This is a genomic window from Sphingomonas bacterium (assembly GCF_903644135.1).
Classification (GTDB): Bacteria; Pseudomonadota; Alphaproteobacteria; order Sphingomonadales; family Sphingomonadaceae; genus Sphingomonas.
In genome coordinates, this window is record NZ_CAHJXA010000037.1 from 1 (window position 1) to 14015 (window position 14015).

10 protein-coding genes and 1 pseudogene are annotated in these 14015 nt (G+C 69.1%); 2 read left to right on the top strand and 9 right to left on the bottom strand.

Features of this window, described 5'->3' with window-relative positions; translation table 11 throughout:
* Window positions 1-264, bottom strand: a pseudogene (locus tag HUU96_RS03670) (SDR family NAD(P)-dependent oxidoreductase); the annotation flags it as partial.
* Between the two features lie 49 nt (window positions 265-313).
* On the opposite strand from HUU96_RS03670, the gene pepN reads away from it, so the two are divergent.
* Together pepN and HUU96_RS03680 are read left to right on the top strand one after the other, a co-directional pair.
* Window positions 314-2929: an aminopeptidase N gene (gene pepN, locus HUU96_RS03675; RefSeq protein WP_174291506.1), complete on the top strand. Its 2616-nt coding sequence runs from the start codon at window positions 314-316 to the stop codon at window positions 2927-2929.
* Window positions 2930-2978: 49 nt separating this feature from the next.
* The gene (locus HUU96_RS03680; RefSeq protein ID WP_174291507.1) at window positions 2979-3641 is read left to right on the top strand and encodes an HAD family hydrolase; all 663 of its coding nucleotides are present in this window, start codon (window positions 2979-2981) and stop codon (window positions 3639-3641) included.
* Here HUU96_RS03680 and HUU96_RS03685 read toward each other — a convergent pair.
* From HUU96_RS03685 to HUU96_RS03720, 8 genes are all read right to left on the bottom strand, one after another.
* The gene (locus HUU96_RS03685) at window positions 3638-3970 is read right to left on the bottom strand and encodes a tRNA-binding protein (RefSeq protein ID WP_217430256.1); all 333 of its coding nucleotides are present in this window, start codon (window positions 3968-3970) and stop codon (window positions 3638-3640) included. The genes HUU96_RS03680 and HUU96_RS03685 overlap by 4 nt on opposite strands.
* A 93-nt stretch (window positions 3971-4063) precedes the next feature.
* Window positions 4064-4738, bottom strand: coding sequence for a glutathione S-transferase family protein (locus HUU96_RS03690; RefSeq protein WP_174291509.1), 675 nt, complete (start codon window positions 4736-4738; stop codon window positions 4064-4066).
* A 56-nt stretch (window positions 4739-4794) separates the two neighbouring features.
* Window positions 4795-5226, bottom strand: coding sequence for a hypothetical protein (locus HUU96_RS03695; protein ID WP_174291510.1), 432 nt, complete (start codon window positions 5224-5226; stop codon window positions 4795-4797).
* A gap of 46 nt (window positions 5227-5272) precedes the next feature.
* Window positions 5273-9739 (bottom strand): glutamate synthase large subunit, encoded by a 4467-nt coding sequence (gene gltB / locus HUU96_RS03700; protein WP_174291514.1) that lies wholly within the window; start codon window positions 9737-9739, stop codon window positions 5273-5275.
* Between the two features lie 44 nt (window positions 9740-9783).
* Window positions 9784-10542: a DUF2059 domain-containing protein gene (locus tag HUU96_RS03705; RefSeq protein WP_174291511.1), complete on the bottom strand. Its 759-nt coding sequence runs from the start codon at window positions 10540-10542 to the stop codon at window positions 9784-9786.
* On the bottom strand, window positions 10500-11942 hold the full coding sequence (locus HUU96_RS03710; protein ID WP_174291512.1) for an NAD(P)-dependent oxidoreductase: 1443 nt from the start codon (window positions 11940-11942) through the stop codon (window positions 10500-10502). The genes HUU96_RS03705 and HUU96_RS03710 overlap by 43 nt, the downstream gene beginning before the upstream one ends.
* Before the next feature lie 143 nt (window positions 11943-12085).
* On the bottom strand, window positions 12086-12895 hold the full coding sequence (locus HUU96_RS03715) for an undecaprenyl-diphosphate phosphatase (RefSeq protein ID WP_174291513.1): 810 nt from the start codon (window positions 12893-12895) through the stop codon (window positions 12086-12088).
* 15 nt (window positions 12896-12910) lie between these two features.
* The gene (locus HUU96_RS03720) at window positions 12911-13852 is read right to left on the bottom strand and encodes a complex I NDUFA9 subunit family protein (RefSeq protein ID WP_174291515.1); all 942 of its coding nucleotides are present in this window, start codon (window positions 13850-13852) and stop codon (window positions 12911-12913) included.
* Window positions 13853-14015 lie beyond the last annotated feature (163 nt).

The following is a 14015-nucleotide window of genomic DNA, read 5'->3' on the forward strand; positions in this document are numbered from 1 at the left end:
ATAGCCGAGCCACCGCCCGGCCAGCCGGTCGCCGATGCTGGCGAGCACCGGGTCATCCTCGCCCAGCGGCGGCACCGAACTCAGCACATGCGTCGCGCGCGCCAGCGCTGCTGCGATGTCGGTGGCCCCCGCCGCCGGATCGAAGCGCAGCGTGCCGTCGCGGCCATCGCGCGTGGTGCCGGTCACCTGCCAGCCCTGCGCCGCCAGCCGCCGCCCGATCACCCCAGCCGCATAGCCATGACCCAGGATCAACAAGCGGCTCACGGCGTCTCCTCGGGGTAGCATCGCGTCGGCGGCCACCTATAGTGGCACGATGCTCGACATCCAGCGCAGCCTCGCCCAACCCATCTTGACACCCGCCGTCACCCGCCGCGAGGATTACCGCCCGCCGGCCTGGCTGGTGCCGACGGTCGACCTCGCCTTCGAGTTAGATCCGGCCGAGACGCGGGTCCGCGCGACGTTGGCGGTGACCCGCAACGGCCTGCACGCCGAGCCGCTGCGCCTCGACGGTGCCGGCCAGCGGCCCGTGTCGGTGAAGGTCGACGGTACCGCGATCGACGACTGGCAGCTCGACGGCGAGACGCTGGTGATCCCGCTCGCCGGCACCGCGCACATGATCGAGACCGAGGTCGCGATCCATCCCGAGCGCAACACCCAGTTGATGGGTCTCTACGCGTCCAGCGGCATCCTGTGCACGCAATGCGAGGCAGAGGGGTTCCGGCGCATCACCTTCTTTCCCGACCGCCCCGATGTGCTCAGCACCTATCGGGTGCGGATGAGCGCCGACCGCGCGCGCTTTCCGGTGCTGCTCGCCAATGGCGATCCGGTGGCGAGCGGCGGGGAGGAGGACGGTCGTCACTGGGCGGAATGGCACGACCCGTTCCCAAAGCCCTCCTACCTGTTCGCCCTCGTCGCCGGCGACCTCGCGGCCAATCGCGGCACCTTCACCACCGTGTCGGGGCGAGAGGTGCAGCTCGGCATCTGGGTGCGCGAGAGCGACCTCGCCCGCACCGATCACGCGCTCCACGCGCTCAAGCTGGCGATGGCGTGGGACGAGCAGGTCTATGGCCGCGAATACGACCTCGACGTCTTCAACATCGTCGCGGTCGAGGATTTCAACTTCGGCGCGATGGAGAATAAGGGGCTGAACATCTTCAACAGCCGCTACATCCTCGCCGACCCCGACACTGCCACCGATTACGATTACGACGCGATCGCCGCGGTGGTCGCGCACGAATATTTCCACAACTGGTCGGGCAACCGCGTCACCTGCCGCGACTGGTTCCAGCTGTCGCTCAAGGAAGGCTTCACCGTCTATCGCGACCAGTGTTTCTCGGCGGACCAGGGCTCGGCCGCGGTCAAGCGGATCGAGGATGTGCGCGGCCTGCGTGCCGGCCAGTTCCCGGAGGATGCCGGCCCCCTCGCCCATCCCGTGCGCCCCGAAAGCTATCAGGAGATCAGCAACTTCTACACCGCGACGATCTACAACAAGGGCGCGGAGCTGATCCGGATGATGGCGACGATGCTGGGCGCGCAGGCGTTTCGGGCAGCGACCGACCTGTATTTCCAGCGTTTCGACGGCACCGCCGCGACCTGCGAGGATTTCGTCGCCTGCATGGAGGAGGCGGGCGGTGTCGATCTGGCGCAGTTCCGCCTCTGGTACAGCCAGGCCGGCACGCCGCGCCTGGCGGTGGCGGTGGATCACGAGGCGGGCGGTGGCCGCGCGACGGTGAAGCTGGCGCAATCGGTGGCCGCGACCCCCGGCCAGCCAGACAAGTCGCCGATGCTGCTGCCGCTCAAGCTCAAGCTGTTCGGGGCGGAGACCGGCCGGCCGCTGACCGACGAGCGGCTCGTTCTGTTCGGCGACGGCGTTGGCAGCGTGACGTTCGAGGCGATCACCGAGCGGCCCGTCCTGTCGATCAACCGCGGCTTCTCCGCACCGATCGTGATCGAGAGCGACCGTACCGCCGCCGACCTTGCCTTTCTCAGCCGCCACGACGACGACCCGTTCGGCCGCTACGAGGCGATGCAGCAGTTGATGCTCGACACGCTGGTGGCGGGCGCGGTGGAAGGACGTGCGGACCATCAGGCCGTCGTCGCGGCGGTGAGCGCGACCTTGTCCGATCCGGCGCTCGACCCCGCCTTTGTCGCCGAGGCGGTGCTGCTGCCCAGCGAGAGCTTCGTCGGCGACCAGCTGGCGATGATCGATCCCGAAGCGATCTTCCGCGCGCGCGAAGCGCTGCGCCGCGAACTCGGCCGCGCGCTAGATGCGCAGTGGCGCGCTGCCTATGACGGCGCACGCGCGTTCTATGCCTATACGCCCGCCGCCAAGGGCTTGCGCCGGCTGCGCAACGTCGCGCTTGGCTATACCGCCGCCAGCGGTGCCGGGGATGCGGCCAAGCTCGCCTTCACCCAATTTGAGGCGGCGGACAACATGACCGATCGCCAGGCGGCGCTGGGCACGCTGGCGAATGGCGACGACCGCCCGTTCGGCGAGGAGCGGGTCGCGGCGCTCGACATCTTCTACAATCGCTATGCCGGCAACGGGCTGGTGCTCGACAAATGGTTCCAGACGCAGGCGCTGTCGACCCGCGCCGACACCGGCGCGGCGGTGGCGGAGCTGGTGCGCCATCCCGACTTCACCCTCGCCAACCCGAACCGCGCGCGCTCGCTGATCGGCGCGTTCGGGGTCAATCAGCGCGCCTTCCACACCGCCGACGGATCGGGCTATCGCTTCCTCGCCGATCAGCTGATCGCGCTCGACCAGCTCAACCCGCAGACCGCGGCCAAGCTGCTGCCGCCGCTCGGCCGTTGGCGGCGGGTCGATGCCGGTCGCGCCGGCCTGATGCGCGCCGAGCTGGAGCGGATCGTCGCGACAGCCGGGCTGTCGAAGGACCTGTTCGAGCAGGCGTCGAAGAGCCTGGGCTGACGGAACCCGCCACCCCCGTCGCTCGCTTGGTTGGGACGGGAGCGATGACATGGCGTGCAAGGCAGTCTTCTTCGACATCGACGGCACGCTGGTCGATAGCAACGGGCTGCATGTCGAGGCCTGGCAACGCGCCTTTGCGGAAGCAGGGCATGACATCGCGAACGAGGCGATTGCCGGCCAGATCGGCAAGGGTGCCGACAATCTGGTCCCCGCGCTAATCCCTGGTAGCGACGACGATGCGGCCGAGGCGCTGGGCGACCGCCACGGCGCGATCTTCAAGGGCGACTGTATCGACCGGGCGCGCGCCTTTCCGCACGCCCGCGACCTGATCTTGCGGGTCCACGACGCTGGGCTGCGCATCATCCTCGCCTCGTCCGCCAGCGAGGAGGAGCTGAAGCATTATTGCGATCTGCTCGACATCGGCGACCTGGTCGATGTTGCGACCACGATCGACGACGTCGGCACCTCCAAGCCGGCGCCCGACATCTTCGCGGTGGCGCGCGACAAGGCGGGAATCGACGCCGCCGACGTGGTGGTGGTCGGCGACGCGCCCTACGACATGGACGCGGCCCGCAAGTGCGGCATGGTGCGGGTCGCGGTGCGGTCGGGCGGCTTCGCCGACGACGCGCTGTTCGAGGCGGGGGCTCAGACGATCTATGACGACGTCGCCGACCTGCTCGCCGGGTTCGACGCCTCGCCGCTCGCGCGCTAGAACAACCGGCCACCTTCGGGGACGGGCTTGTCCGGCCCGATCAGCACCACCTCCCCGTCGGCGTCGGGGAAGCCGAGCGTCAGCACCTCGCTCATCATCGGCCCGATCTGCCGCGGCGGGAAGTTGACCACCGCCGCGACCTGCCGCCCAATCAGCGCCTCGGGCGAGTAATGTACGGTGATCTGCGCCGACGAGCGCTTGATGCCGATATCGGGCCCGAAATCGATGCCGAGCTTGGTCGCCGGCTTGCGCGCCTCGGGGAACGGCTCGGCGGTGACGATGGTGCCGACGCGGATGTCGAGCTTCAGGAAGTCGTTAATCGTCGCCATCATGCCACGCCGTCAGACGAGCCGGCAAAGCCGGCCCGCTGGCCGCCGTGGCGAGTCCTCGCTTTGCTGGCGCAAAGCGAGGGCCGCCCGCGCCTAAAAATCGACATCATCATAATGCGCCGGCGGCGACAGCATCTCGATCCGCTCCGACAGCAGCGGGCGGAAGCTCGGCCGGCTCTTCAGCCCGCGATACCAGCGCGCGGTCTGCTCATGGCTTTGCCAGTCGATGCCGCCGAGATAGTCGGTGACCGAGATCTGCGCAGCGGCGGCGAGGTCGGCGAGGCTCATCGTCGCGCCGCCCAGCCAATTGCGGTGGTCGAGCAGGTAATCGACATAGTCGAGGTGGCGGATTGCCGCCTTCATCGCCTCGCGCAGCGCCTTGGCGTCGGGGCTGGCACGGCTGGCGAGCCGCTTCTCCATCCGCTCGTACAGCAGCGGCCCGGTCACGTCCCGATAGAAGGGCCCATCGAACCAGGCGACCAGCCGGCGGATCTCGGCGCGGTTGGCGGCGGTGCCGTTGATCGTCGCCGCCTTGTCGACCGTCTCCTCAAAATATTCGCAGATCGCCATCGAGTCGATCAGCGGCGCGCCGGGGCGGCTGGTGTCGACCATCACCGGCGTCTGCCCGGCCGGGTTCATGTCGAGGAACTCGTCGCGCCGCGCCCAGGGCGACTCGCGGACGAGTTCGTAGCCGACGCCCTTCTCACCCAGCAGCAGGCGCACCTTGCGGCTGAACGGGCAGAGCGGGAACTGATAGAGCTGCCACATCGCGGCTTCTTACCGCACCCCGGGCTGGCGTCCAGCCGCCCAGGCACGGCCGGGCGTTATTGACCCTGGTCGAGCGACCCCGCCGCGGCAATCAGCGGCCCGAGCGCGGCGCGCAGCCGGTCGGCGGTACGGCGCAGCTCCGCCGCTTCCGTCACCGCCCCGCCCGCAACCGCGCCAGCGGTGGCGACGGCGCGGCGCGAACCCTCATACAGGTGCCGCTCGAACTCGGGATCGCGGCGATGCTCGACCGAGCGCAACGTGTCGTCGGCGCGGACATGGTCGCGCGGATCGGTCAGCGCGGCGAGCGGCCCGACCTTGGTGTCGAGGACGATGCCGGCAAGCGAGGCGATCTGCAGCGCGATCACGTCCTGCGCCGCCGGGTCCGAAAGGACGCGGGCGGCGTCGCCGGCGGAAGGCCGCGGCGGACCCGATTGCGCGACCGCGGGCGAGGCGATGACCAGCAGGGCGAGGGCGAGGGGCAGCTTCATCGACGCGACTCCGACTTTCCTGGCGTTACAGACCTTTATAGCGATCCTACTCCGCCGCTTCCAGTACCGGCTCGGCAAGCGGCTGCGGCAGGCGGGTCAGCATCTCCTTGGGGACGACCTGCCAGAAGCGGCCGACCGTGCGGTGCCAGTCTGCGAGCAGGCCATTGGACCATTTGCTGTCTGTCGCCAGCGCATGGTCGCGCACTAGATCGTGCAGCACGCCCTCCCAATAGGCGGTGGCGACGCGCTGCCAGACGACGTTGTCGGGGTTGGCGCGCCGCTCGAAGCTGTCATCGCCGTCATAGACGAACGCCATGCCGCCGGTCATGCCGGCCCCGAAATTCTGGCCGACCGGCCCCAGCACGACCGCGACGCCGCCGGTCATATACTCGCAGCCATTGGCCCCGCAGCCCTCGACCACCACGCTCGCACCCGAGTTGCGCACCGCGAAACGCTCGCCCGCCTGGCCCGCCGCGAACAGCCGCCCGCTGGTCGCGCCGTACAGCACGGTGTTGCCGATGATGGTATTGTCCTGGCTGGCGAGCGGCGACGACACCGCCGGGCGGACGACGATGACACCGCCCGACAGTCCCTTGCCGACATAGTCGTTGGCATCGCCCAGCACCTCCAGCGTCACGCCCTTGCACAGGAACGCGCCGAGGCTCTGCCCGGCCGAGCCGCGCAGCCGGATGGTGACATGGCCGTCCGCCAGCTTCGCCATGCCGAAGGTGCGCACGATCTCGCTCGACAGCCGCGTTCCGACCGCGCGGTGGACGTTGCGCACCGAATAGGTGAGCTGCATCTTTTCGCCGCGGCTGAAGACGGCGGCGGCATCCTTGATGATCTGCGCGTCGAGGCTGTCTGGCACCTCGTTGCGGAAGGTCGAGAGCGAGAAGCGCCGCTCGGCATCGGTCGCGTCGACCTTGGCGAGAATCGGGTTGAGGTCGAGGTCGTCGAGATGCTCGGCACCGCGGCTGACCTGACGAAGGAACTCGGTGCGGCCGATCACCTCGTCGAGGCTGCGCACCCCCAGCCGCGCCAGGATGTCGCGCACCTCCTCGGCGATGAAGGTCATCAGGTTGATAACCTTCTCGGGCGTGCCGCCGAACTTGCTGCGCAACGCCGCATCCTGGGTGCAGACGCCGACCGGACAGGTGTTCGAATGGCACTGGCGCACCATGATGCAGCCCATGGCCACCAGGCTCAGCGTACCGATGCCGTACTCCTCCGCGCCCAGGATGGCGGCGATGACGATGTCGCGCCCGGTCTTCAGCCCGCCATCGGCGCGCAGCCGGATGCGCCCGCGCAGGCCGTTGAGGGTCAGCGTCTGGTTGACCTCACTCAGCCCCATCTCCCACGGCGTGCCGGCGTACTTGATGCTGGTCTGCGGGCTGGCACCGGTGCCGCCGACATGACCGGAGATCAGGATGACGTCGGCATGGGCCTTGGCGACGCCGGCAGCGACGGTGCCGATGCCGGCCGACGACACCAATTTGACGCAGACCCGCGCGCGCGGGTTGATCTGCTTCAGGTCGTAGATCAGCTGCGCCAGATCCTCGATCGAATAGATGTCGTGGTGCGGCGGCGGGCTGATCAGCATCACGCCGGGCGTCGCATGGCGCAGCCTGGCGATGAACTCCGTCACCTTGAAGCCGGGCAGCTGGCCACCCTCGCCGGGCTTGGCCCCCTGCGCGACCTTGACCTCGATCTCCTCGCAGGCGTTGAGATACTCCGCCGTCACGCCGAACCGCCCCGACGCGATCTGCTTTATCGTCGAGTTGGCGTTGTCGCCATTGGCATAAGGGGTGTAGCGGGCATGGTCTTCGCCGCCCTCCCCCGACACCGCCTTGGCCCCGATCCGGTTCATCGCGATCGCCAGCGTCTCGTGCGCCTCCGGGCTGAGCGCGCCCAGCGACATGCCGGGCGTGACGAAGCGCTTCCTGATCTCGGTGATCGCCTCCACCTGATCGATCGGCACGGCCTCGCTCGGCAAATTGAACTGGAGCAGGTCGCGCAGGTACACCGGCGGCAGGTCGGCGACGCCGCGCGCGAACTGGAGATACTGGGTGTAGTTGTCGGTCGCCACCGCGCTCTGCAGCAGGTGCATCAGCTGCGCCGAATAGGCGTGGGTCTCGCCATCGGCGCGCTGGCGATAGAAGCCGCCGACCGCCAGGCGCGCGACCCCCTGATCAAAGGCAAGCTCGTGGCGCTTGGCGGCGCTGTAGTGGAGCGAGGCATAGCCCTCGCCGCTGATCTTCGCCGGCATCCCGGGGAAGAGGTCGGCGACGAGGCTGCGGCTGAGGCCCACCGCCTCGAAATTATAGCCACCGCGATAGGAGGAGATCACCGCGATCCCCATCTTCGACATGATCTTGAGCAGCCCCTCCTCGATCGCGACGCGATGGCGGGTCAGGCAGGTGTCGAGGTCGAGGTCACCGAACAGCCCGCGCGCATGGCGGTCGGCGATCGCCGCCTCGGCCAGGTAGGCGTTCACCGTGGTCGCGCCGACGCCGATCAGCACCGCGTAATAGTGCGTGTCGAGGCACTCGGCCGACCGCACGTTGATCGATGCATAGCTGCGCAGGCCGCGCCGGACGAGATGGGTGTGGACCGCCGCCGCCGCCAGCACGCCGGCGATGGCGATCCGCTCCTCGCCAACCGCCTCGTCGGTCAGGAACAGCTCGCTGCGCCCCTCGCGCACCGCCTGTTCGGCCTCGTTGCGGATACGCTGGATCGCCGCGCGCAGTTTCTCCGGCCCGCCGCTCGCCTCGAAGGTGCAGTCGATCATCGCCACCGCACGACCGAAATGCGCCTTGAGCCGCGTCCAGTGCGCGCCGGTCAGCACCGGCGAGTCCAGCACCAGCACCCGCTCGCGCTGGTCGCGCACGTCAAGGATGTTGGCGAGATTGCCGAACCGGGTCTTGAGCGACATGACGTGCCGCTCGCGCAAGCTGTCGATCGGCGGGTTGGTCACCTGGCTGAAGTTCTGGCGGAAGAACTGGCTGATCAGCCGCGGCTTGTCGCTGATGACCGCCAGCGGGGTATCGTCACCCATCGAGCCGATCGCTTCCTTGCCGGCCTCGACCATAGGCGACAGGATCAGCTCCATGTCCTCCATCGTCTGACCGGCGGCGACCTGGCGCTGCGCCAGCTCGGCGCGCGGGTAGCGCACGATCGGATCGCCTTGCGCCGGCGGCAGGTCCTTGAGGGTGTGGAACTCGCCGATCATGCCGGCATAGTCCTGCTCGCCGGCGATGCGGTCCTTGATCGCGCGGTCGTCGAGCACGACGCCCTCGGCAAGGTCGATCGCGATCATCTGCCCCGGCCCCAGCCGGCCCTTTGCGACGACGGTGCTTTCCGGCACCGGCACCATGCCGCTCTCGGAGCCGACGATAAGCAGGCCGTCGCTGGTGCGGGTGTAGCGCAGCGGGCGCAGCGCGTTCCTGTCCATGCCGGCCACCGCCCAGCGGCCGTCGGTCATCACCAGCGCGGCGGGGCCGTCCCACGGCTCCATGACGCTGGCGAGGTAGCGGTACATGGCGACATGGCTGTCGGGCGTATCCTGCCCCTCCGCCTCGGGCACCAGCATCAGCTTAGCGGTCGGCGCATCGCGGCCCGAACGGCAGATCGCCTCGAACACGGCATCCAGCGCGGCAGTGTCGCTCGCGCCGGCGGGGATCACCGGCTTGATGTCCTCCGAATGCTCGCCGAACGCCAGGCTCGCCATGCGGATCTCGTGGCTGAGCATCCAGTTCTTGTTGCCGCGAACCGTGTTGATCTCGCCGTTATGGGCAAGGCAGCGGAACGGCTGCGCCAGCCACCATTGCGGGAAGGTGTTGGTCGAATAACGCTGGTGGAACAGCGCCACCCGGCTCTCGAAGCGCTGGTCGGTCAGGTCGGGGTAGAACACCGACAGGCTCTCGGCGAGGAATAACCCCTTGTAGACGATCGAGCGGCACGACAGCGAGCAGATGTAGAAGCCTTGGATCTGCGCGGCGATGACGCGCTTCTCGATCCGGCGACGGACGAGGTATAGGTTCTTCTCATATTCGGCCTCGTCGACCTCCTCCGGCAGCGGCCCGGCGATCATGATCTGCTCGATCTCGGGCCGGGTCGCCTGCGCCTTGAGGCCGATCACCGATACGTCGACTGGCACCTGCCGCCAGCCATAGATGGTGTAGCCCGCCTCGATCACGGCGCTCTCGACGATGGTCCGGCAACTCTCCTGCGCGCCGAGGTCGGTGCGCGGCAGGAAGATCATGCCGACCGCCAGCCGGTTGGGCTTGGGCCGGTGCCCCGACAGCGCGATTGCGTCATCGAAGAAGCGCAGCGGCAGGTCGACGTGCAGCCCCGCGCCGTCGCCGGTCTTGCCGTCGGCGTCGACCGCGCCGCGGTGCCACACCGCCTTCAACGCATCGATCGCCGACTGGACTACGCGGCGCGAGGCGGTGCCGTCGGTCGCGGCGACCAGGCCGACACCGCACGCGTCGGACTCGAACTCGGGTCGGTACATGCCCTCGGCGGCGAGGCGGGCGCGCTGGTCGCTCAAGGGAATGGTCACGGCGTCTTGGCCGGCGGCACGGCGCGAGGCGAGGCAGCCTTGCTCTTGCCCGGCGGCGGCAGGTCCTTGGTCGCTTCGGCGACCTTGGCCATGAACTCGGGCGCGGCCTTGACCATCTCCGGCACGAACGCCTGCATCGCCTGCGCCATGTCGGGGCTCATCATCAGCGTCATCTGATCGGCGGCATAGGCCTGGCCGGTCGGCGTCGCGAAGAACCGGTCCAGCTCGCCAAGCTGCACTCCGGTGAAGCGGCGCGCATAAGCGTGCGCCAGCGCGTCGCGCACGCCCGGCTCCACCTGAGTCATCAGCTTGGCCATCTCGTCGCCGACCGCGTTCATGGTGAGCGCCATGCGCTGCTGGAAATACGGGTCGTTCTTGGCCGCCATCTGGCCCAGCGTCTCATTGTCCTCGGGCTTGCCGGTCGGCTTGCCCATCATGCCGGGGATCAGGTCGCCCGGCTTCATCGCCATGGTCTGCGCGATCGAGCTCTGCATGAACGGCCCCATCATCGTGCGCATCATCCGCGCATAGGTGCCGGCCGGCCAGATACGGTCGATCACCGGCTTCGCAGCGGCAAGGCGCACCGGGTCGGTGGGCGGGATCAGCTGGACGGCGAACACCGGCTGCGGGGCGGCTGCCGGCACCGATGGCGTCGTCTGCGCCAGGGCGGGCGTCGCCGCCAGCAAGGCCGCCGCTATCGCTGTCTCCATCATCATGCCGCCACCCTCTCGCTCTCTGCCTTTGCCTTCAGCCATGCGTGCATGGTCGCCGCCACGTCGCGCCCGTCGCGGATCGCCCACACCACCAGGCTCGCGCCCCGCACGATATCGCCCGCCGCGAACACGCCGTCGAGACTGGTCATCAGCGTCTTGCCGTCGACCAGCACCGTGCCCCAGCGGCTGACCCCCAGCTCGGCCGCACCGAACAGCGTCGGCAGGTCCTCCGCGTCGAACCCCAGCGCCTTGATCACCAGGTCCGCGCCCAGCGCATAGTCGCCGCCCGGATCATGCTCCGGCGAGCGCCGCCCGCTCGCATCGGCCGCGCCGAGCCGCATCCGGCGGACCTGGACGCCGCTCACCTGGCTCTCGCCGTCGAACGCCAGCGGCGCGGACAACCAGACGAACTCGGCCCCCTCCTCCTCGGCATTGGCGACCTCGCGCGGGCTGCCGGGCATGTTCGTGCGGTCGCGGCGGTACAGGCACTGGACGCTCGCCGCCCCCTGGCGGACCGCGGTGCGGACGCAATCCATCGCTGTGTCGCCGCCACCGATCACCACCACCCGCTTGCCGGCGGCGTCGAGGCTGCCGTCGTCGAACGCCGGCACCGCGTCGCCGAACCCCTTGCGGTTGGAGGCGGTCAGGTAATCCAGCGCCTCGACCACGCCGCCCGCGCCGACTCCGGGTGCCTCGACCTGCCGCGCCTTGTAGACGCCCGTCGCGATCAGCACCGCGTCATGCCGCTGGCGCAGCTCGTCGAGCGAGGCATCGACGCCGACCGCAAAGCCTTCATGGAAGACAATGCCACCCGCCTGCAGCCGCTCGACCCGGCGCATCACCACCAGCTTCTCCAGCTTGAAGCCGGGAATGCCATAGGTCAGCAAGCCGCCGGCCCGGTCGTGGCGGTCATAGACATGGACGTCATAGCCATGGCCGCGCAGATACTCCGCCGCGGTCAACCCGGCCGGTCCGGCCCCGATCACCGCCACCGACTGGCCTCGCGCGCGCCCGGCTACCAGCGGCTCCACCCATCCCTCCTCCCAGGCGGTGTCGGTGATGAACTTCTCGACCGAGCCGATCGTCACCGCGCCATGGCCGGAGAACTCGATCACACAATTGCCCTCGCACAGACGATCCTGCGGGCAGATGCGGCCGCAGATCTCGGGCATCGCCGAGGTGGCGTTGCTCAGCTCGTACGCCTCGCGCAGCCGCCCTTCGGCGGTCAGGCGCAGCCAGTCGGGGATGTGGTTGTGGAGCGGGCAATGCACTGCGCAATAAGGCACGCCGCATTGCGAGCAGCGCCCGGCCTGGTCCTCGGCGCTGGGCACGGCATAGCGCTCCGCGATCTCGGCGAAGTCCTCGGCACGCTGGGCAGGTTCGCGCTTGGCCGGATAGGCCTGCTGCCGCACCACGAACTTGAGCATCGGATCGTCGGCCATGGCGGTCCTATCGGCTGTCGTTGGCGATCTACCGCCAACAACAGCTTATATCAAGACAGCTGTACTTACCTGTCTTGATCTTCTAAGCCACGGGCGCGTGATGCGGCTGACATGTTAGCAGAGAAAAAGGTCCGCTTAGCTCCCTATCCAAGCGTCAGCCATGCCAAGGCGGCTCCACCGGCGATGATCCGATACCATCCGAACGGTGCAAACCCGTGCCGTCCCACCAAGGTGACGAACCAACGCACCACCAGCAACGCGACGACGAACGCGACTGCGCTGCCCAGCAGGATCGCCAGAGGCCCGACGCCGCCTGCCACCGTCAGAGCTTGGCGATGCTTGACCACCTCCAGCGCGCTCGCCCCCAGCATCGTCGGAATGGCGAGGAAGAACGAGAACTCGGCCGCCGTGCGCCGCTCCACCCCGAGCGCCACCGCACCCAGGATCGTCGCGCCCGAGCGGCTCACCCCCGGCACCATCGCCAGGCACTGCACCACGCCGATCGCCAGCGCGGTGCCGAGCGGGATGTCGGCGACGCCCCTGATCGTGCCGGGCTTCGCCACCCGCTCGACCAGCAGGATCGCGACGCCGCCGACCAGCAGCGCCACCGCCACGACCTCCGCATTGCCGAGCAGTGCCTCGATCCGCTTGTGCAGCGCCAGCCCGATCACCGCGGCCGGCGCGAACGCGACCGCCAGGTTGCGCACGAACCGCCACGCCCCCGGCTCGCGCCGCACCAGCCCGGCCACCACCGTCCACACCGTCCGCCAATACAGCACGACGATCGCCAGGATCGCGCCAAGCTGGATGACGACGTTGAACAAGGCCCAATGCTCGGCATCGTAGCCGAGCAGCCGCGTCGCCAGGATCAGGTGGCCGGTCGAGGAGACCGGCAGGAACTCGGTGATACCCTCGACGATGCCGAGGATCAGGATCGTGAGGAGGTCGGTCATGGTGTCGTCCGTCGATCAGGCGGTGGTTTCCGCCCGCCGCGCGAAGCGGCCGGCGCGCTGGAAGCGGACCAGCCAATGCGGTGCGACCGCGGCAAGCGGGGTCGGCGTGACGCCCAGCGCCTCCAGCCCCGCTGCACCCGCCGTGACGACGCTGTCCCGCTCCAGCATCAGCCACTGGTCCCAGCTGATCGGCGCGCCCGGCAGGAACCCCGCCCGCGCGATCGCCGCGCCGGCGAAGTCGGGCAGCTCAAGGAAGCGCGCCTTGCGGCCCGTTGTCGCCGCGATCCAGTGCAGCAACTCTGCCATGGTCAGGATATCGGGACCGCCCAGCTCGAACGTCTGCCCCGCCGCCGTGCCGGGATCGACCACCGCCGCCGCGACCGCATCGGCGACGTCGCCGACGAACACCGGCTGAAAGCGGGCACCGGCGCGCAGGACCGGTACGATCGGGGCCTTCTCGATCATCGCGGCGAAGCGATTGATGAACTGGTCCTCGCGGCCGAACACCGTCGAAGGCCGCAGGATCGTCGCGCCGGGCATAGCGTCGCGCACCGCCGCCTCTCCCGCCGCCTTAGAACGCGCATAGGCGGCGGGAGAGGCCAAGTCCGCTCCGATCGCCGAGACGTGGATAAAGGTCGCGACGCCGGCCGCCGCCGCCGCCCGTGCCACCGTGCCCGCGCCATCGGCCTGGACGCGAACCATATCCGCGCCGAACGTGCCGGCGAGGTTCACCACCGCCCGCGCCCCAGCGACGGCCTGCGCGATCGTGTCGGGGCGGGTCACGTCGGCAGCGACGAACTGGGTCTGGCCGAGCCCGCCGAGCGGCTTCAGGAAGAACGCCTGCCGCGGATCGCGCTGTGCGACGCGGACGCGCGCGCCGGCCTTCATCAGCGCCTGCGCGACATAGCGGCCGACAAAGCCACCGCCGCCGATCAGCGTCACCAATCCATCCATCATCCGCACCACCGCCATCTCTCGATCGACGCCGCCTTGCCCGCGGGTGCGTCGGTTGACAAGGCCGCCGGCCCTGCCCTAGGGCCCGCCGCCTACCCGGGCTTTCCAAGCCCCCGTGCCCAGATGGCGGAATTGGTAGACGCACCAGCTTCAGGTGCTGGCGGTC

Bases quoted from the DNA above. Each gene is read 5' to 3' on its own strand.
- HUU96_RS03680 (WP_174291507.1), top strand. From the start codon at position 2,979: ATGGCGTGCAAGGCAGTCTTCTTCGACATCGACGGCACGCTGGTCGAT.
- HUU96_RS03685 (WP_217430256.1), bottom strand. From the start codon at position 3,970: ATGGCGACGATTAACGACTTCCTGAAGCTCGACATCCGCGTCGGCACC.
- HUU96_RS03695 (WP_174291510.1), bottom strand. From the start codon at position 5,226: ATGAAGCTGCCCCTCGCCCTCGCCCTGCTGGTCATCGCCTCGCCCGCG.
- HUU96_RS03715 (WP_174291513.1), bottom strand. From the start codon at position 12,895: ATGACCGACCTCCTCACGATCCTGATCCTCGGCATCGTCGAGGGTATC.
- HUU96_RS03720 (WP_174291515.1), bottom strand. From the start codon at position 13,852: ATGATGGATGGATTGGTGACGCTGATCGGCGGCGGTGGCTTTGTCGGC.
- HUU96_RS03710 (WP_174291512.1), bottom strand. From the start codon at position 11,942: ATGGCCGACGATCCGATGCTCAAGTTCGTGGTGCGGCAGCAGGCCTAT.
- gltB (WP_174291514.1), bottom strand. From the start codon at position 9,739: ATGTACCGACCCGAGTTCGAGTCCGACGCGTGCGGTGTCGGCCTGGTC.
- HUU96_RS03690 (WP_174291509.1), bottom strand. From the start codon at position 4,738: ATGTGGCAGCTCTATCAGTTCCCGCTCTGCCCGTTCAGCCGCAAGGTG.
- pepN (WP_174291506.1), top strand. From the start codon at position 314: ATGCTCGACATCCAGCGCAGCCTCGCCCAACCCATCTTGACACCCGCC.
- HUU96_RS03705 (WP_174291511.1), bottom strand. From the start codon at position 10,542: ATGGCTGAAGGCAAAGGCAGAGAGCGAGAGGGTGGCGGCATGATGATG.